The sequence below is a fragment of the Nocardioides sp. Root140 genome, from assembly GCF_001426745.1.
GTDB lineage: Bacteria > Actinomycetota > Actinomycetes > Propionibacteriales > Nocardioidaceae > Nocardioides.
Genome location: NZ_LMFI01000012.1, coordinates 164088 through 183140, shown reverse-complemented (window position 1 = coordinate 183140; position 19053 = coordinate 164088). Strand labels below are relative to the sequence as shown.

Here is a 19053-nt window from a genome sequence, read left to right as displayed (position 1 = left end):
CATCCATCGGGAGGCAACACGTGAAACGTTCCAGGCTCGTCATCGCCCTTGCTGCTCCACTCACCGCACTCGCCTGTGTCGCCGCCGGCAGCACGGCCGGGGCGGCACCGACCCTGTCCACGGCATCTTCCGGGGCCTCGGGCGTCTCGACCGCCGACGAGGCCACCCCGTCACCGCTGCGACTGACGGCGCCCCGCCTGGTCGAGGGCTACCTGTCCGGCACGCGGGTCGAGTTCGACCCGTCGCTGCGACTGGTGGCGCAGGGTGCCCCCTTCGAGATCAGGTCGAAGCGCACGGCGTACGGCGCCCCGATCGTCACCACCTGGCACCACGGGGGCGAGGTGGTCACCCTTCCCCGGCGTACGGTCACCGACTTCGCGGGCCTGCCCGGCTTCCTGCGGATGGACTTTCGCAAGGGCGGCGAACTCGTCACCACCCGCTACCGGTCCGGCTGCCTGAACAGCTGGTCCACCGAGAGGGCACACCCCGATGCCCCGCTGCGCTCGCCGTACCCCCAGAGCTGCTCGACCAGCCGCATCATGCTCGGCTCGGTGATGGGCATCCAGGAGGGCTACGCCACACGGCTCGACTCCTGGATGCGGCTGAAGCTCGCGCCGGGGCGCTACCAGGTGACGGTGGCGGTCACCGCGAAGTACCGCACCCTTTTCGGCATCCCCGCCTCGGACGGGGTGAAGACCTTCACCCTTCGGGTCAGCAAGGACGCACCCGACTACGACGATCACGAGCGTCGGACCGTCACGCCGTCGTTGCGACCAGGCACGACCGAGCCCACCAGGGCGGCAGCCGGTGCACCGGGCGAGCCCCAGCCCGACCTGCGCTCGATCCCCGCGTTCGGCATCCGGGTGGACGGCTCGGGCAACTACCTGCAGTTCTCCGCGAACGTGTGGAACGCCGGCAACAGTCCCCTCGTCGTCGACGGCTTCCGTCGGCCGAACGAGGACATCATGGACGCCTACCAGTACTTCCTGGACGCCGACGGCAACCAGGTCGGCTATCGCCTGGTCGGCACCATGGCGTGGGACAACAAGGACACCCACCAGCACTGGCACTTCCGTGACTTCGCCCGCTACCGCCTGCTCGATGCGCACAAGGTGGGCGTGGTCCGCTCGCGCAAGGAGGCGTTCTGCCTGGCCAACACCGACGCCATCGACTACACCGTCGACGGCGCCGACTGGCAGCCGGACACCACAGACCTGCACACCGCGTGCGGTGAGCGCGACTCCCTCAGCATCCGCGAGGTGCTGGCCTCGGGCTCGGGTGACACCTACGCGCAGTTCCGGGCGGGTCAGTCGTTCAGCCTGAAGGGGCTGCCCAACGGGGTCTATTACATCGCGGTCGAGGCCAACCCGGTGCACAACCTGGTCGAGAGCGACACCACGAACAACGTCGCCTACCGCAAGGTGCTCATCGGCGGACGGCTCGGTGCCCGCACGGTCAAGGTCTACCCGATGAACGTCGACTGACCCGTCGCCAGTTCCCGTTGACCCGTCGCCAGTTCTCGTTGACCCGTCGCCAGTTCTCGTGGTCCCACCGAATTCACGACGGGTCGACCGAAACTGACGACGGGTCGATCAGGACTGGCGACGGGTCGACGGAAATGAGGAACGCCGCGTCCTCCCCGACGGGAGGACGCGGCGTTCGTCGTACGACGTGCTGGCGGCGAGGGGTCAGCCCTTGCGCTGGTTGATCGCCTCGGTCAGGGCCGGGAGGACCGTGTGGAGGTCACCGACGACACCGAAGTCGACGAGCTCGAAGATCGGGGCCTCCTCGTCCTTGTTGACGGCCACGATGGTCTTCGAGGTCTGCATGCCGGCGCGGTGCTGGATCGCACCGGAGATGCCGTTGGCGACGTAGAGCTGCGGCGAGACGACCTTGCCGGTCTGGCCGACCTGGAAGGTGTGCGGCTTCCAGCCGGAGTCGACGGCGGCACGCGAGGCGCCGACGGCGGCACCGAGCGAGTCGGCGAGCGCCTCGATCGGGTCGAAGTTGCCGCCGGTGCCACGACCACCGGAGACCACGATGGCGGCCTCGGTGAGCTCGGGGCGACCGGTCGCCTCACGCGGCTGCGAGGCCACGATCTGGGCGGTCTTGGCCGCGTCGGAGATCGTCGCGGCGAACTGCTCGACGGCACCGGCACCGGCCACCTCCTCGGGGGCAGCCGAGTTGGGCTTGACCGTGATGATCGGCGTGCCCTTGGCGACCTTGGCCTGCACGGTGAACGAACCGGCGAAGACCGACTGGGTGGTGACCCCGCCGTCGGTGACGTCGGTCGCGTCGGTGATGACACCCGACTCGATCTTGATCGCCAGGCGACCGGCGATCTCCTTGCCCTCGGCGGAGGACGGGATCAGGATCGCACCGGGCGAGGCCTGGGCGGCGATCTGGGCGAGCACCTCGGCCTTGGGGGCCACGAGGTAGCCCTTGATCTCGGCGTCGTCGACGACGTAGACCTTCTCGGCACCGAACTTCTTCAGCGCCTCGACGGGGGCCTCACCGGAGCCGATGAAGACGGCCGACGGCTCGCCGAGGCGGCGGGCGATCGTCAGGAGCTCGTTGGTGGTCTTGCGGACGTTGCCGTCGACGTGGTCGACGAGTACCAGGATTTCAGACATGTTCAGGCTCCTCAGATGAACTTCTTGGAGGCGAGGAAGTCGGCCAGCGCCTTGGCGCCCGAGCCGTCCTCGTCGGTCACGATCTCGCCGGCGGTGCGCGGCGGGCGGGCCGTGGTCTCCTCGACCGTGGTCCAGGCGGCATCGAGGCCGACCTGGCCGGCGTCGACACCGAGGTCGGCCAGCGTGTAGGTCTCCAGCGGCTTCTTCTTCGCCGCCATGATGCCCTTGAACGACGGGTAGCGGGCCTCACCGGTCTGGTCGGTGACCGACAGCAGGACGGGCAGCGTGGCACCGATGACCTCGGTGGCGGCGTCGCCGTCGCGCTTGGCACGGATCTGGTCGCCCTGGGTCTCGACGACCGAGGCGAAGGTGACCTGCGGCAGGCCGAGGCGCTCGGCGAGCATCGCGGGGACGAGGCTGGTGCCGGCGTCGGTGGAGGCCATGCCGGTGACGACGAGGTCGGCAGCGCCGTTGCCCTCGGCGATCTTCTCGATCGCCTTGGCGAGGATCAGCGAGGTCGCGACGGCGTCGGAGCCGGCGATCGCGTCGTCGGTCACCAGGACACCCTGGTCGACACCCATCTGGAGGGCCTTGCGGACGGCGTCGGTGGCCTTCTCGGGGCCGATCGAGAGAGCGGTCACGGTGACGTCGTCGCCGGACTTCTCCTTGATCTGGAGTGCCTGCTCGACGGCGTACTCGTCGAGCTCGGACAGGAGCCCGTCGACGCCGACGCGGTCGACGGTGTTGTCCGACTCGAACCGCCGGTCGGCGGTGGCGTCGGGGACATGCTTCACGAGGACAACAATGTTCATGGTGGCGCGGCCTGGTCGGCCCCTCCTGTGCAAGTGGATACGACACGCCGCGGCTGCGGCGAGAACGATTGTGCTGTGAGGTTACCGGGTGGTCGCGGCGTGACGGAACAGCGTCCACGGCGAGATAACTCACAACCGACGCGCCGTACGACGTCCGCCGTGACTTCACGCAACGGTGGAGAGCACTGACTGCAGCGACCTTCACCGAATCCGGGTTCGGGGATGGCAGTGTCGGGTGTGAGGAGACACACCGAAGAGGCCCGGCACGTGGCACACACGATCCACACACCGGGCCTTCGGCTCGTCAGCGCCCCACGGCGCTGCGTCGTACGGTCAGGGGCGGATGACCTTGTCGAGCACCTTGCCGATGACCAGCCACACCACCGCGCCGATGCCCCAGTTGAAGAGGGCGTTCTTGATCTCGGCGTTCTTGCCGGTGAACTCCTTGATGCCGTTCTCCAGGCTGAAGATGCCGAGGTCGAGTCGGCCGGCCCAGTCGCGCACGAACTCGACGAGCCCGTTGTCGGCGTTGGCCTTGAGCGCATAGGTCAGGGCGCCGAGCGCCAGGATCAGCGCGAACACGGCGCACAGCAGCCACACGACCTGGGCGACCCGGGTGCGCACTGACCCGAGGCTGATCTCGATCGGTGCCTTGCGCGAAGAGGGCTTCTCCTCGGCCTTGCCCTTGGTCTTGTCCTGGTTCTCGGCCACTACCGATCCCTTCGTTGGTCTCAACTCTCCAGCACGAACATTAGGGTCAACGCGCCGTCGGTGCAGGAGTCACGCGCCGCGGAACTCCGCCTTGCCGGGGCCGTTCTCCACGAACGACGACATCCCGATGGTGCGGTCCTCGGTGGCGAAGAGCGCTGCGAACTGCGCCCGCTCGATCTCGAGGCCGGTCTCGAGGTCGACCTCGAGTCCGCGGTCGATGGACTCCTTGGCCGCGCGGACGGCGTACGACGCGGCGCCGGCGAACTGCGCGGCCCACTTCACGGCCTCGGCGTACACCTCGTCGGCGGGGACGACGCGGTCGACGAGGCCGATGGCGAGCGCCTCGTCGGCCTTCACGAACCGACCGGTGAAGATGAGGTCCTTGGCCTTGCTCGGGCCGATCAGGCGGGTCAGTCGCTGGGTGCCTCCGGCGCCCGGGATGATGCCGAGGAGGATCTCGGGCTGGCCCAGGGTGGCGTTGTCGGCGGCGATGCGCACGTCGGCGCAGAGGGCCAGCTCGCAGCCACCGCCGAGGGCGTAGCCGGTGACCGCGGCGACGACCGGCTTGGGGATCTTCGCCACGGCCGTGAACGCGGACTGCAGCCCACCGGAGCGGTCGACCATCTCCGTGTAGGACATGTCGGCCATCTCCTTGACGTCGGCGCCGGCGGCGAAGACGCGCTCGCCGCCGTAGACGACCACGGCCTTGACGTCAGCGCGTGCCGTGGCCTCGGCGGCGGCGGCCCGGATCTCCTCCTGGACCTGCTTGTTCAACGCGTTCATCTTGGGTCGGTCGAGGCGGATGGTGCCGACGCCGTCGGCCACCTCGAGCCGGACGAATTCGCTGGTGCCGGCGGTCTCGTTGGTGCCCATGTGCGGTTGCAACTCCTGACGTGGTTCGGGTGACGGATGCGACTCTAGTGGGCGGGCTCGTGGACAATGTCGCGGGTGACTCCCGGAATCTGGACCCACCCAGGGCAACACGCCGCCGTGTGGCCTGGGCGCAACTACCCCCTCGGCGCCACCTGGTCGGCGGAGGCGACGAACTTCGCCGTCCACGCGCCGGCCGCGACCGGCGTGACCGTGTGCCTCTTCGACGAGCACGGCGGTGAGAAGCGCCATGCACTGACGGAGCAGTCCCTGGGCATCTGGCACGGAGCCATCCCGGGCGTGCCGGTCGGCACGTTGTACGGCTACCGCGTCGACGGGCCGTGGCACCCCGAGTCGGGGCTGCGGTTCAACCCGGCACAGCTTCTGCTCGACCCCTTCGCCCGTGCGGTCTCCGGGGCGGTCACGCATGATCCGGCAATCTATGCGCACCAGCTCGAGGCGCCCGACGAACGCAACGACACCGACTCCTCGCCGTACGTCCCGCGCAGTGTCGTGGTGCACGACGACTTCGACTGGGGCGGCGACGCGCCCATGCACCGCCGCTGGCGCGACACCGTCATCTACGAGCTGCACGTCAAGGGCATGACCGCGCTGCACGACCGGGTTCCCGAGGAGCTGCGCGGCACGTACGCCGGGCTGGGCACCCCGGCGGTGACCGACTACCTCAAGGACCTCGGCGTGACCGCCGTCGAGCTGCTGCCGATCCACCAGTTCGTCTCCGAGCCCCGGCTCATGGAGAACGGTCAGGTCAACTACTGGGGCTACAATTCGATCGGTTTCTTCGCGCCGCACAACGGCTACGCCGCCTCCGGCGACCGCGGCGAGCAGGTCACCGAGTTCAAGGCCATGGTCAAGGCGCTGCACGAGGCCGGGCTCGAGGTGATCCTCGACGTCGTCTTCAACCACACCGCCGAGGGTGGCGCGCTCGGGCCGAGCCTCTCGTTCCGCGGCCTCGACGACCGCGGCACCTACCAACGGGTCCGGCCCGAGCCGAACGAGGACGACACGCCGCCGCCGTACGACGACACCTACTGGGACGTGACCGGGTGCGGCAACACGGTCGACGCCTCGAACCCGCACGTGCTGCGGCTGATCCTGGACTCGCTGCGCTACTGGGTGACCGAGATGCACGTCGACGGGTTCCGCTTCGACCTCGCCTCGGCGTTGACCCGGGTGCGGCAGGAGGTCGACATGGACTGTCACCTGCTCACCGCGATCGGCCAGGACCCGGTCCTGCGGCACGTGAAGCTGATCGCGGAGCCGTGGGACGCGTCGATGGACGGCTACCGCGTGGGCGAGTTCCCGCCGCCGTGGGTGGAGTGGAACGACCAGTACCGCGACACGATCCGCGACTTCTGGCGCGGACACTCAGCCGGCATCCGCACCGTCGCGACGCGCCTGGCAGGTTCGTCCGACCTGTACGCCGACGACGGCCGCTCGCCGTACTCGACGGTCAACTTCGTGACCGCCCACGACGGGTTCACCGTGCGCGATCTGGTCACCTACGACCACAAGCACAACGAGGCAAACGGTGAGGACAACCGCGACGGCACCGACAACAACCGCTCGTGGAACCACGGCGTCGAGGGCGAGACCGACGACGCGGAGATCGTCGCGTTGCGGCGTCGCCAGGCAGCCAACCTGATGGCGACGCTCTGCCTGTCGAACGGCACGCCGATGCTGACCGCGGGCGATGAGCGCGGGCGCACCCAGCACGGCAACAACAACGCCTACACGCACGACGACGAGACCTCCTGGATCGACTGGCGGCCCGACGACGCGTGGCTCGACGTCTACGAGGTCACCAAGGCCGCGCTGCGCCTGCGCCGCGAGCACCCGGCGCTGCGCCAGCGCCACTGGTTCGAGGGACGTCCGGCGATCAAGGACGGGCCGAAGGACCTTGCCTGGCTGCACCCGTCCGGACGCGAGATGACCGCCGACGACTGGTTCGACGAGTCACTCGCGGTGATCGGCATGTTCGTCTCGGGGGCACCGCTGCGCTCCCCCGGCCCCCGCGGCGAGCAGCAGGTCGACCGGTCCTTCATGATCTGGCTCAACGGCTCGGGCGACAGTGTCACCTTCACGTTGCCCGAGAACGAGTGGGTGCAGAGCGGCGAGGTCGTGCTCTCCACCGACCCCGATCAACCCCCGGGCGCCGCGGTGAAGGCCGGTGGCGCGATCGAGCTGGGCGCCCACTCCGTCGTCGTGCTCCGCCAGACCTGAGCCCCGAGGCTTAGACTCACTGGCCGTCGCACTGCTCGCGGAGGTCCTCGAGTGCCTCGTCGGCCTCGTCCATGTCGTTGCTCATGATGCCGCGCATGATGCGCTCCCCGGACTTGGCGAAGCCGGAGTCCTCACCCTCGGCAGCACGCGCATGACTGCCGATCGCCAGCAGCCGGTCGGCTTTGGTCGCGTCGAACTCGTCGAGCATCTCCTTGACGGACTCGTCATCGGGAAGCGCGTCGATGGACGTGCACGCGAGCTCGATGTCCGTCTCGGGGGCGGCGAAGGCGACCCGGCCGATCAGCAGGCCCACCCCCACCGCGAGGATCACACCGGCCAGGACCAGGACCATTCGACGATTGCCAGGAGAAGCATCCATGGCGCCCACGCTAACAACGTTTGACCCCGTGACCGCGGGGCGGAAGGATCAGCGACCGTGACCCAGTGGCTCCGGTTGACCCGTCAGCACCCGTCGGCCGTCCTGCTGTTCGTGCAGCTGCTCGGCATCGTGGCCTACCCGTTCCTCGGGGAGGCGCCGGTGGGACGAGCCGTGTTCGGCACGTTTGCCCTTGTGGTGCTGGCGATTGCGGTGATGGCGATCCGGATGACCCCGGCGCTCAGCTGGGTGGCCGTGCTGCTGGGCGGGCCAGTGATCGTGTTGACCGTCCTCGAGGCCACCTCGCCCGACAACGAGGCGTTCGCGCTGTGGTCGGCGGTCTTCCACGCCGCGTTCTACTTCTACACGGCGTTCGCGCTGATCCGTTACATGTTCTCCGACACCGTGGTCACCACCGACGAGGTCTTCGCCACCGGGGCCACCTTCACCGTCCTGGCATGGGCCTTCGCCTACGTGTACGCCGCCACGCAGCTCATCTGGCCCGACTCGTTCAACGCCGCGGTCAACACTGCCGACCCGCGCTCGTGGACCGAGCTGCTGTTCCTCTCGGTCACCACGCTGACCAGCACCGGGCTCTCCGACATCGTGCCGATCCGGCCGCACGCGCGCTCGTTCGTGATGATCGAGCAGATCGCCGGCATGCTCTACCTCGCCCTGGTGGTGGCCCGCATCATGGCGCTGCTGTCGGCCCGCGCGACCCGGCTGAGTGCCTCGCACGAGGAGGTTCGCGCCGAAGCATGGACCCCGGAGCCCGACGACGACCGGGCCGAGGGCTCGGGCACCGACGCAGCGCCGTCCTGAACGGGCCTTGCGGGTGGGCTTCCCCGGCGTCGCCGATGGCATCGACGTCGTGGGCGCGCACCGGTCCGATTCCTTCCAGCTCCGACGAGATCTCGTGCATCGGCCCGGACACGAGCTTCAGCTCGAGGTCGGCGGCGGTTCGGCGGGCGGATCCTCGGGGGCGAACCGGTCGAGCATGACCGAGACGCCGACCGCTGCCTCCCGGGCACTGGGGGTGAACCCGAGGACGACAGGCAGGAAGCGGTCCGACAGCAGGGCCCACAATCGGGCGTCGGTCGCGGCCACCACCGTCGCCGTGCGGGGCGTGCGCCGCAACAGCGCTATCTCGCCGAAGCCCTCTCCCGGGCCGAGGGTGGCCACCACGGCCCCGTCGCCGACCACCTGGACCTCGCCCACCTCGATCACGTAGTACCGGTCCCCGAGGTCACCCTGGGAGAAGACCACGTGGCCCGCCGGCACGTCGAGCGGCTCCAGACCCCGGGCCAGTTGCTCGACGGAGGGCAGCGGCAGCGTCCGCAGCATCGCCACTCGCTGGAGGAGCTCGACGTCGTGGTCGTGCTCCCCCACCGTGCCGTCGAGGAGTCGCAGCCGTCGCCACGCGAGCATCGCCAGGACCGGACACACGAGGCCGATGCCGACCAGTGCGGAGCGCGGGCCGTAGGTCGCGACCACCCAGGACGCGGCCACCGCCCCGATCCCGATGAACACCGCGACCAGGCTCTCCAGGACCCCGAACACCCGGGCCAGCACCTCGTCGGGCGCCAGCCGACCGAGCAGGGTGAAGCCCGCGACGTCGATCAACGCGTTGCCGACGCCGACGAAGGCCACGAGGAAGAGGGCCGGCCACTCCTCGGGGAAGGCCCCGACGAGCGCGAGCGGGAGCCCCCACAGTGCGACGCCCACCGCGAACCAGGCGCCCAGTCGGCGGGTGCCGACGAGCAGCGAGGCGGCAAGTGAGCCGAGCACGGCACCCACACCGACGGCCGCCATCAACGTGCCGACCCCGGCGTCTCCCGTGCCGAGCAGCTCGAGGGGAACCACGACGGAGAGCACGGTCAACGCGCCCCGGGTGAAGGACTGGGCCGCGGCGAGACCGAGAATCAGGGCCAGGTCGGCGTTCCGGAGCACCGCACGCACTCCCTCAGCGGCCTCTCGGACGAGCCAAGGCCGGGCCGCTACCGAGGGTCGGGGCGGAGCGTCGTACGACAGCCGGAGCAGGAGCGCGCCCGCCCACAGGGACGAGAGGGCCGCCACCGCGAACACCACGGCCACGTCGGTGAGCCCGAGCAGCACCGCCGCCAGGAGCGGGCCCACCAAGGTGGCGGCGGAGTCGAGGAAGCCTCGGACCACGTTGGCACTGGCCAGCTCGTGCCCGGTGTGGCACAACGAGGGCAGCAACGCGGAGTGTGCCGGCCGGAAGAGGGTCGCCGCGATCGTCGACAGCACAGCCAGGACGTAGATCACGACGGGCGGGCCCGCGAGTGCGGCAACGACAGCCGCTCCGGCGGTCGCGACACCCCGCACCGTCGACACCACGATCAGGACCCGTTCGCGACGTCCGCGGTCGGCGAGGGGCGACAGGAGCGGGGCGATGAGCGCGGAGGGCGCCATCCGCAGGAGCCCGACCAGACCCACCGCGGTCGCGCCACCGTCGCGGTAGGCGACGATGCCGAGGGCCACCGTGAAGGCCCACTCGGCGGTCCAGGCACCGAGGAAGCTCAGCTGGGCCCGGCGCAGGTCGGGGTTGCGGGCGTTGCTGGTGAACGCCGCCGCGGCGCCGGCCAGCCGGTTGCGACCCGCGGCCTCCCTCATGGACCGACTGTAGGTCCGCCCCGTCACCGTCGGTGCCGGAACGCCCCGATCAACCGGAGGGCCGACTCAGGGCAGGGCGACCAGTCCGAGCTCGGCGGGCGACGCCAACAGGTCGTGACGCGGCAGGATGCGAACCGTGTAGCCGAAGGGGCCTGGCCGCTCCAGCGTGACCGCTCCGTCGAACCGGTGTCGGCCGCCGTCGTACGACGCCACCGGCTGCAGGGACTCCCCCACGGTGTCTGCCAGCGTGTCGTCAGCGGCGATCGTGCCGTGCACCAGCTGCACGTCGACGTCCTCGGGGGCGAGGCCACCCAGCGACACGAACGCGTGCACCGACAGGCGCGAGCCGACCTCGGGTGAGTCGGCGACGTCGTGGGACTCGACGTGCTCGACCCGCACCCCGGGCCACGCGGAACGCACCCGTTGCTTCCACTCCGCGAAGGCCGCTGCGCGCGCGTGGTCCGTGAGCTCACGCGCGGTGCCGACCGCCGGGGCGTAGAGCTGCTCGACGTAGTCGCGCACCATGCGGCTCGAGAGCACCTTCGGGCCCAACGACTTGAGCGTGTGGCGCACCATCTCGATCCAGCGCGAGGGCACGCCGGCGTCGTCGAGGTCGTAGAAGCGCGGCGCGATCTCCTCCTCGATCAGTGTGTAGAGGGCACCGGCCTCGAGGTCGTCGCGACGGTCGGGATCGTCGATGCCGTCGGCGGACGGGATCGACCAGCCGTTGCGGCCGTCGTACCACTCGTCCCACCAACCGTCGAGGATCGAGAGGTTCAGGCCACCGTTGAGCGCGGCCTTCATGCCCGACGTACCGCAGGCCTCGTAGGGACGCAGCGGGTTGTTGAGCCACACGTCGCAGCCCGGGTAGAGCGGCTGCGCCATGGCGATGTCGTAGTTGGGCAGGAACACGATGCGGTGCCGCACCTCGGGGTCGTCGGCGAACCTGACGATCTCCTGGATCAGCTCCTTGCCACCGTCGTCGGCGGGGTGCGACTTGCCGGCGATGACCAGCTGGATCGGGCGGTCCGGGTCGAGCAGCAGCCGCTTGAGGCGCTCCGGTTCGCGAAGCATCAGGGTCAGCCGCTTGTACGACGGCACCCGGCGCGCGAACCCGATGGTCAGGACGTCGGGGTCGAGCGCCTCGTCGACCCAGCCGAGCTCGGCCTCGGCGGCGCCCCGGTGCTCCCATGAGGCGCGCAGCCTGCGGCGGGCGTCCTCGACCAGTCGCTCACGCAGCAGCCGCTTGACCCTCCAGATGTCGGTCGAGGCGACGCGGTCGACGACGTCCCAGGCGCCGGGACTGTCGGTGGAGACCTCGCCGCCCACGGCCGAGCCCAGCTCGAAGACCTCGCGGGCCACCCAGGTCGGGGCATGGACGCCGTTGGTGATCGACCCGATCGGCACGTCTGTCTCGTCGAAGCCCGGCCACAGGCCGTTGAACATGCCGCGTGAGACGTGGCCGTGCAGCTGCGAGACGCCGTTGGCGCGCTGGGCCAGCCGGAAGCCCATCACCGCCATGTTGAACACACCCGGGTCGCCGCCCTCGTAGTCCTCGGCGCCCAGGGCGAGCACACGGTCGGACGGTACGCCCGGCACAGCGCCGCCGCCGTTGTCTCCCGAGCCGCCGAAGTACTGCGCGATCAGGTCGGTCGGGAAGCGGTCGATGCCGGCCGGGACGGGCGTGTGCGTGGTGAAGACGGTGCCGGCCCTCGAGACCTCGAGTGCCGTGTCGAAGTCGAGCCGTGGCCCGGCCTCATCGACGGTGAGCTCGCGGATCCGCTCGAGGCCGAGGAAACCCGCGTGGCCCTCGTTGGTGTGGAACACCTCGGGTGCCGGGGCTCCGGTCAGCCGTGAATGGGCCCGCAACGCCTTGACCCCACCGATGCCGAGGAGCAGCTCCTGGAGGAGGCGGTGCTCGCTGGTGCCGCCGTACAGGCGATCGGTGACGGTGCGCAGGTGCTCCGCGTTCGCCTCGGTGTCGGCGTCCAGCATCAGCAGCGGCACCCGCCCGACGCGCGCCACCCAGACGCGGGCGTGCAGCGGGTCGTCGCCGGGGAGCGGAACCGTGACCGAGGCCGGTTCGCCGCCCGCCTCGCGCAGCAGCGAGATGGGCAGGCCGTTGGGGTCGAGGACCGGATAGGTCTCCTCCTGCCAGCCCTCGCGGGACAGGTGCTGGCGGAAGTACCCGTGTCGGTAGAGCAGGCCGACGCCGACGATCGGGACGCCAAGGTCGGAGGCCGTCTTCAGGTGGTCGCCGGCGAGGATACCGAGGCCGCCGGAGTACTGCGGCAGCACGGCGGTGATGCCGAACTCGGGAGAGAAGTAGGCGATCGACGTGGGCCAGGTTCCCTGCGTGGCCGCGGTCTTCTGGAACCAGCGGTCGCCGGTGAGGTACGTCGTGAGGTCGGCATGCACTGCCCCCATCTCGCCCAGGAACGAGTCGTCGGCCGCCAGCTCGTCGAGGCGCGCGGGCGGGACCGCGCCCAGCAACCTGACCGGGTCGTGGTGGACCGACTCCCACAGCTCGGCGTCAACGGCCCGGAAGAGGTCCTGGGTCGCGGGGTGCCAGGCCCAACGCAGGTTGGTGGACAGCTCCCCGAGCGGGTGCAGCGCCTCGGGCAGGACGGGCTGGACGGTGAACCTTCGGATCGCACGCATGGCCTGACGCTAGCCCACGGCACAACCGCCACGCCTCGGACAAATCAGCGTTCTACTTCCAGAGTTTCGACATCTAATCCAGAATGTAAAGACAACCCTGGGGAGGGAGAAGAATGGCAGACCCTGTCATGCAGGAGAGCAGGCTCGAGGGCAGGGAGACTGCCCCGCTCGTCTCATTGGTGCTGGTCGTGCTCGGCCTGCTCTCGGCCGTGGTGGGCCTGGTGCTCTTCGCCGGCAGCGAGCAGACCGGCAAGGGCTTCGCGTGGGAGTTCGCGAGTCCCGTGACCGCCGCGCTGATCGGCGCGGGCTTCCTCGGCGCAGTGCCGATGATGCTGGGTGCCGCGATGCGCGACCACTGGGAGGAGGTCCGGATCGCCGTGCTGCCCGCACTCTTGCTGGTCAGCGGGCTCCTCGTCGTCACCGTGATGCACCTGGGCGAGACCCGGGTCGGTGGCGGACCGGTGATCGCCTACGTGCTCTCACTCGGCTGGCTCGCGGCGATGGCTGCCCTGCCGTTCGCCATCCTGTCTGCCCTGGCCGCGCAGTCCCGTGAACCCGCACTGCCGATGGAGCGCCGCTTCCCGATCCCGCGTTGGGCGTTGCCGGCCATCGCCGTCGAGGGAGCGGCCGGTCTCGGTCTCGGGCTGGCCCTCCTCGTCGAACCGGGCTGGTGGATCCCGATGCTGCCGTGGGACCTGCAGGTCGTCGACGCCCGCGCACTCGGCGTGTGGGTGCTCGTCCTGGGCGTCGCCCTGCTCCAGGCGCTGGTCGAGGACGACCTCGAACGGGTGCGCCCGGGGCTGGCCGGCGTGATGATGATCGGCGCCCTCGGCCTGGTCGCGCTGGCCTGGCACCACGCTGCGATCAGCGGTCGGGGCTGGCCCACGATCGCAGCGGTCGCCCTGGTCGGCGGGATGTTCCTCACCGGCCTGGTCGGGCTCGTGCTGCACCGCCGGGCGGTCCGGGAGCAAGCGGTTCCGACAGCGGCCTGACCCGGGTCGCCCTGCCGTTTGCTTGTGGCGGGGCGATCCGGAAGTCTGGGGCCCATGGTCGGACGCATACCCGTGATGGACGTGACCCCGGTCGTGGACCTGGGCCGCCAGCCCGCCAAGGCCACCCTTGACGAGCCGTTCCCGGTGACCGCCTCGGTCTTCCGCGAGGGCCACAACAAGCTCGGCGCCGAGGTGGTGCTCACCGATCCTGCCGGCGTACGACGCCCGCCGGTGCGGATGACCCTCGACCCTGACGTGCCCGACCGCTGGACGGCCTGGGTGACCCCCGACCGCGAGGGTCCGTGGACCTTCGAGGTGCACGCGTGGTCCGACCCGGTCGCCACGTGGCAGCACGCGGCCGACATCAAGATCCCCGCCGACATCGACACCGAGCTGATGTTCACCGAGGGACGACTGCTCCTCGAGCGGGTGCTGGCTGCCGTGCCCGCGACCGACCGCGCCACCCGCGACCTTGTCGGTTCCGCGCTCAAGGCCACCACCGACACGAGCCGGCCGGTCGCGGCGCGCCTCGCCGTGCTCCAGTCGCCCGAGCTCCGGGCCGCCCTCGTCGACCACCCGCTGCGCGACCTGGTCACCGTCGAGGGTCCCTACGCGGCGTACGCCGACCGCCGTCGCGCCCTCTACGGCAGCTGGTACGAGTTCTTCCCGCGTTCCGAGGGCGCCACCCTCGACCCGTTGACCGGCAAGGTCACCACCGGCACGTTCCGCACCGCGGCCAAGCGCCTCGACGCGGTCGCCGACATGGGCTTCGACGTGGTCTACCTGCCGCCGATCCACCCGATCGGCGAGGTCAACCGCAAGGGACCCAACAACACGCTGACCCCCGGACCCGACGACGTGGGTTCGCCGTGGGCGATCGGCTCGAAGGACGGCGGCCACGACGCCGTCCACCCCGACCTCGGCACGATCGACGACTTCGACGCCTTCGTCGCCCGCGCCGGCGAGCTCGGCATCGAGGTGGCGCTCGACCTGGCGCTGCAGGCTGCCCCCGACCACCCGTGGGTCACGACCAACCCGGAGTGGTTCACCACCCGCGCCGACGGCACCATCGCCTACGCGGAGAACCCGCCGAAGAAGTACCAGGACATCTACCCGATCAACTTCGACAACGACCCGACCGGCATCTACGCCGAGGTGCTCCGGGTCGTGTGCCACTGGGTGAAGCACGGCGTCCGCATCTTCCGCGTCGACAACCCGCACACCAAGCCGCTCGCCTTCTGGGAGCGCCTGCTCGCCGAGGTGCGCCGCATCGACCCGGGCGTGCTGTTCCTCTCCGAGGCCTTCACCCGGCCGGCGATGATGCACGGGCTCGGGGCGATCGGCTACCACCAGAGCTACACCTACTTCACCTGGCGCACCGGCAAGCAGGAGCTCGGCGACTACCTGCTCGAGCTGAGCCACGAGTCCAGCCACCTGATGCGGCCGAACCTCTTCGTCAACACCCCCGACATCCTCCACGCCTATCTGCAGTACGGCGGCCCGGCGGCGTTCAAGGTGCGCGCCACGGTGGCCGCACTGGGCGCCCCGAGCTGGGGCGTCTACGCCGGGTTCGAGCTCTTCGAGCACGTGGCGGTCAAGCCCGGGTCGGAGGAGTACCTCGACTCCGAGAAGTACCAGATCCGCATCCGGGACTGGGCCGCTGCCGACGAGCAGGGCCGCACCCTGGCGCCGTACATCACGAAGCTGAACGCGCTGCGGCGCGCGCACCCGGCGCTGCAGCTGCTGCGGAACGTGACCGTGCACCGCACCGACGACGACGCGATCCTCTGCTTCAGCAAGACTGCGCACATTCCGGGGGCGGGCGACGACATCGTGATCGTCGTGGTCAACCTCGACCCGCACGCCACGCGGGAGACGATGGTGCACCTCGACCTCGCTGCCCTCGGCCTCGACCCGCACGAGGCCTTCGTCGTCCACGACGAGCTCACCGACCAGACGTGGAACTGGACCGAGCACAACTACGTCCGGCTCGACCCGTCGGTCGAGCCGGCCCACATCCTGACCGTGAGGAGCCCCCGTTGACCGAGAGCCAGAGCATCGGCGAGAGCACGATCGGCGACCAGCCGGAGTGGTTCAAGACCGCGGTCTTCTATGAGGTGCTGGTGCGCTCGTTCCGCGACTCCAACGGTGACGGCACCGGCGACTTCAAGGGACTGACCGAGAAGCTCGACTACCTCGAGTGGCTCGGCGTCGACTGCCTGTGGGTGCCGCCGTTCTTCACCTCACCGCTGCGCGACGGCGGGTACGACGTCGCCGACTACACCAACATCCTTCCCGAGGCGGGGTCGGTCGACGACTTCCACGAGTTCCTCGACGAGGCCCACAAGCGCGGCATCCGGGTGATCATCGACTTCGTGATGAACCACACCAGTGACGCCCACCCGTGGTTCCAGGCCAGTCGTGAGGACCCCGACGGCCCGTACGGCGACTTCTACGTGTGGTCCGACACCGACGAGCTCTACCAGGACGCGCGGGTCATCTTCGTCGACACCGAGCCGTCGAACTGGACCTGGGACCCGGTGCGCCAGCAGTACTTCTGGCACCGGTTCTTCAGCCACCAGCCCGACCTCAACTTCGACAACCCCAAGGTCCACGACGCCATGTTCGAGGCGATGGCCTTCTGGCTCGACATGGGCCTCGACGGCTTCCGCCTCGACGCGGTGCCCTACCTCTACGAACGTCCCGGCACCAACGGCGAGAACCTCCCCGAGACCCACGAGTTCCTCCGCAAGTGCCGCAGGTTCGTCGACGAGAACTACCCCGGGCGGGTGCTGCTGTGTGAGGCGAACCAGTGGCCCGCCGACGTGGTCGACTACTTCGGCAACCCCGAGGTCGGCGGCGACGAGTGCCACATGGCCTTCCACTTCCCGGTGATGCCGCGCATCTTCATGGCCGTACGCCGCGAGTCGCGCTACCCGATCTCGGAGATCCTCGAGCAGACTCCGGCGATCCCCGACTCGTGCCAGTGGGGCATCTTCCTTCGCAACCACGACGAGCTGACCCTCGAGATGGTCACCGACGACGACCGCGACTACATGTGGGACGAATACGCCAAGGACCCCCGCATGAAGGCCAACATCGGCATCCGCCGGCGGCTGGCACCCCTGCTCGACAACGACATCAACCAGATCGAGCTGTTCACCGCCCTGCTGCTCTCGTTGCCCGGCTCCCCGGTGCTCTACTACGGCGACGAGATCGGCATGGGCGACAACATCTGGCTCGGTGACCGTGACGGCGTACGCACCCCGATGCAGTGGACGCCCGACCGCAACGCCGGCTTCTCCTCGGCGACGCCCGGCAAGCTGCACCTGCCGGCGATCCAGGACCCGGTCTTCGGCTTCCAGGCGGTCAACGTCGAGTCGCAGATGGAGAACGCCTCCTCGTTGCTGCACTGGACCCGCCGCATGGTCCACGCCCGTCGCCAGCACGACGCCTTCGGGCTCGGCACGTTCCACGACCTCGGCGGGTCCAATCCGAGCGTGCTGTCCTATGCGCGCGAGCACGGCGACGACGTCATCGTCTGCGTCAACAACCTCTCCCGCTTCCCGCAGCCGGTCGAGCTCGACCTGCGACAGTGGGAGGGCCGCTCCCCCACCGAGCTGCTGGGCGGGGTGCCGTTCCCCGCGATCGGCGAGCTGCCCTACCTGCTGACCCTCGGTGGCTACGGCTTCTACTGGTTCCGCCTGCCCAAGGAGGAGACCGCACCGTGACCGTGCACGACCACCTCACCGCCTTCGTCGAGTCCGCACGGTGGTTCGGCGGCAAAGGGCGCGCGTTCACCGTCACCTCGACCCGCCGTACGGGTGTGCTGCCGGCGTCCGACGACGGCCCCAAGGTCGCCATCGACCTGGTCGAGGTGACCTACGACGACGGCGACCGTGAGCTCTACCAGGTGCCGCTGTCGTTCCGCAGCGAGGCCGACGGCCGACTCGACCACGCCCTGATCGGCACCTGGACCGACGACGACTTCGGCGACTCGTTCGTCTACGACGCCGTGCACGACCGCGACGCGATGGGCCAGTGGCTGAGCGCCTTCGCCGAAGCCGGGTCCGACGCCTCCAGCCGGCGCGACCTGCTGGTCTTCCACCGGCTGCCGGGCCACGACCTCGACCTGACCGCACACTCGACCCTGTTCAGCGGCGAGCAGTCGAACTCCTCGGTCGCCTTCGGCGAGGACTGCCTGATGAAGGTGTTCCGCAAGGTGACGCCGGGGGTGAACCCCGACATCCAGATCCACCACGTGCTCACCGAGGCCGGCTCCGACAACGTCGCCGCGCTCTACGGCTGGCTCGACACCGTCGACGAGGCCTCCGACTCGATCATCCAGCTGGCGATGCTCCAGCAGTTCCTCCGCACCGCCAGCGACGGGTGGGAGCTGGCGCAGGCGAGCGTGCGCAACCTGTACGCCGAGGCCGACCTGCACGCCGACGAGGTGGGCGGCGACTTCGCCTCCGAGAGTGAGCGGCTCGGTGCCGCCCTGGCCGAGACCCACCAGGTCCTGGCCGAGGCGTTCCCCACCGAGCAGTTCGCGGCGGCCGACGTCACGGCCCTTGGCCGGGGCATGCACGACCGGCTCACCGATGCCATCGAGATCGTGCCCGGCCTCGCCGACCACGCGCCGGCACTGCGGGCGATGTTCGACCGCTTCGGGTCGCTCGGTTCCCTCACCGTGCAGCGCATGCACGGCGACCTGCACCTCGGCCAGACGCTGCGCACGGTCAAGGGCTGGAAGATCGTCGACTTCGAGGGCGAGCCTGCCAAGCCGCTGGCCGACCGGCTGCTGCCCGATTCCGTGTGGCGCGACGTGGCCGGCATGCTCCGCTCGTTCGACTACGCCGCGGCGGTCGTCGAGCGCGCCTTCCGTGGCTCCGACGACACCGGCAACGCGCAGCGCGCGTACCGCGGCGAGGAGTGGACGCAGCGCAACCGCGACGCCTTCGTCACCGCGTACGCCGGCCGCGACCTCACCGACGACGAACGGCTGGTGCTGGCCGCCTACGAGGCCGACAAGGCCGTCTACGAATGCGTCTACGAGGCCCGCAACCGCCCCACCTGGCTGGACATCCCGCTCGCCGGGATCGCCCGGCTGACCGCCTGAT

The 19053-nt window shown here is 69.9% G+C and carries 14 protein-coding genes; 7 read left to right on the top strand and 7 right to left on the bottom strand.

The features are described 5' to 3' along the window. Window positions 1-20: 20 nt before the first annotated feature. Window positions 21-1484: a lysyl oxidase family protein gene (locus tag ASD30_RS20945; RefSeq protein ID WP_082564048.1), complete on the top strand. Its 1464-nt coding sequence runs from the start codon at window positions 21-23 to the stop codon at window positions 1482-1484. Between the two features lie 204 nt (window positions 1485-1688). Here ASD30_RS20945 and ASD30_RS20940 read toward each other — a convergent pair whose 3' ends face one another. The 4 genes from ASD30_RS20940 to ASD30_RS20925 form a co-directional block, all read right to left on the bottom strand. After that, entirely contained in the window at window positions 1689-2633 is a 945-nt protein-coding gene (locus ASD30_RS20940) for an electron transfer flavoprotein subunit alpha/FixB family protein (RefSeq protein ID WP_056686572.1), read from the bottom strand. Window positions 2634-2644: 11 nt separating this feature from the next. Next, window positions 2645-3427 carry an electron transfer flavoprotein subunit beta/FixA family protein gene (locus ASD30_RS20935; protein WP_235530242.1) on the bottom strand — a complete coding sequence of 261 codons (783 nt, stop codon included), beginning with the start codon at window positions 3425-3427 and terminating at the stop codon, window positions 2645-2647. Between the two features lie 351 nt (window positions 3428-3778). Further along, entirely contained in the window at window positions 3779-4156 is a 378-nt protein-coding gene (locus tag ASD30_RS20930) for a hypothetical protein (protein ID WP_235530240.1), read from the bottom strand. Window positions 4157-4225: 69 nt separating this feature from the next. After that, complete coding sequence (locus tag ASD30_RS20925; protein ID WP_056686565.1) at window positions 4226-5029, bottom strand: enoyl-CoA hydratase/isomerase family protein; 804 nt, start codon at window positions 5027-5029, stop codon at window positions 4226-4228. Window positions 5030-5104: 75 nt separating this feature from the next. Between ASD30_RS20925 and glgX the strand changes: the two genes are divergently transcribed. Beyond that, complete coding sequence (gene glgX, locus ASD30_RS20920) at window positions 5105-7270, top strand: glycogen debranching protein GlgX (protein WP_056686802.1); 2166 nt, start codon at window positions 5105-5107, stop codon at window positions 7268-7270. 16 nt (window positions 7271-7286) lie between these two features. Here glgX and ASD30_RS20915 read toward each other — a convergent pair whose 3' ends face one another. Then, on the bottom strand, window positions 7287-7649 hold the full coding sequence (locus tag ASD30_RS20915) for a hypothetical protein (RefSeq protein WP_156393740.1): 363 nt from the start codon (window positions 7647-7649) through the stop codon (window positions 7287-7289). A 57-nt stretch (window positions 7650-7706) separates the two neighbouring features. Between ASD30_RS20915 and ASD30_RS20910 the strand changes: the two genes are divergently transcribed. Beyond that, entirely contained in the window at window positions 7707-8468 is a 762-nt protein-coding gene (locus ASD30_RS20910; RefSeq protein ID WP_082564047.1) for an ion channel, read from the top strand. 117 nt (window positions 8469-8585) lie between these two features. Here ASD30_RS20910 and ASD30_RS20905 read toward each other — a convergent pair whose 3' ends face one another. Then, on the bottom strand, window positions 8586-10280 hold the full coding sequence (locus ASD30_RS20905; protein WP_056686559.1) for an MFS transporter: 1695 nt from the start codon (window positions 10278-10280) through the stop codon (window positions 8586-8588). Between the two features lie 66 nt (window positions 10281-10346). Then, a complete protein-coding gene (glgP, locus tag ASD30_RS20900) occupies window positions 10347-12941 on the bottom strand; it encodes an alpha-glucan family phosphorylase (protein ID WP_056686556.1) in 2595 nt (864 codons plus the stop codon). A gap of 113 nt (window positions 12942-13054) precedes the next feature. On the opposite strand from glgP, the gene ASD30_RS20895 reads away from it, so the two are divergent. From ASD30_RS20895 to ASD30_RS20880, 4 genes are read left to right on the top strand one after another with little or no spacing between them, the layout of a single operon-like run. Next, the gene (locus ASD30_RS20895) at window positions 13055-13933 is read left to right on the top strand and encodes a hypothetical protein (RefSeq protein ID WP_156393739.1); all 879 of its coding nucleotides are present in this window, start codon (window positions 13055-13057) and stop codon (window positions 13931-13933) included. A 54-nt stretch (window positions 13934-13987) separates the two neighbouring features. Further along, window positions 13988-15976 carry an alpha-1,4-glucan--maltose-1-phosphate maltosyltransferase gene (locus ASD30_RS20890; protein WP_056686550.1) on the top strand — a complete coding sequence of 663 codons (1989 nt, stop codon included), beginning with the start codon at window positions 13988-13990 and terminating at the stop codon, window positions 15974-15976. Further along, window positions 15973-17664, top strand: coding sequence for a maltose alpha-D-glucosyltransferase (gene treS / locus ASD30_RS20885; protein ID WP_056686547.1), 1692 nt, complete (start codon window positions 15973-15975; stop codon window positions 17662-17664). The genes ASD30_RS20890 and treS overlap by 4 nt, the downstream gene beginning before the upstream one ends. Further along, entirely contained in the window at window positions 17661-19052 is a 1392-nt protein-coding gene (locus ASD30_RS20880; RefSeq protein WP_056686544.1) for a maltokinase N-terminal cap-like domain-containing protein, read from the top strand. Before treS ends, ASD30_RS20880 begins: the two co-directional genes overlap by 4 nt. Window position 19053: the final 1 nt, after the last annotated feature.

What these genes read in the sequence shown, in the direction of transcription:
- ASD30_RS20915 (WP_156393740.1), bottom strand. Translation starts at nt 7,649, where the DNA reads ATGGATGCTTCTCCTGGCAATCGTCGAATGGTCCTGGTCCTGGCCGGT.
- ASD30_RS20925 (WP_056686565.1), bottom strand. Translation starts at nt 5,029, where the DNA reads ATGGGCACCAACGAGACCGCCGGCACCAGCGAATTCGTCCGGCTCGAG.
- ASD30_RS20905 (WP_056686559.1), bottom strand. Translation starts at nt 10,280, where the DNA reads ATGAGGGAGGCCGCGGGTCGCAACCGGCTGGCCGGCGCCGCGGCGGCG.
- ASD30_RS20940 (WP_056686572.1), bottom strand. Translation starts at nt 2,633, where the DNA reads ATGTCTGAAATCCTGGTACTCGTCGACCACGTCGACGGCAACGTCCGC.
- ASD30_RS20890 (WP_056686550.1), top strand. Translation starts at nt 13,988, where the DNA reads ATGGTCGGACGCATACCCGTGATGGACGTGACCCCGGTCGTGGACCTG.
- glgP (WP_056686556.1), bottom strand. Translation starts at nt 12,941, where the DNA reads ATGCGTGCGATCCGAAGGTTCACCGTCCAGCCCGTCCTGCCCGAGGCG.
- ASD30_RS20895 (WP_156393739.1), top strand. Translation starts at nt 13,055, where the DNA reads ATGGCAGACCCTGTCATGCAGGAGAGCAGGCTCGAGGGCAGGGAGACT.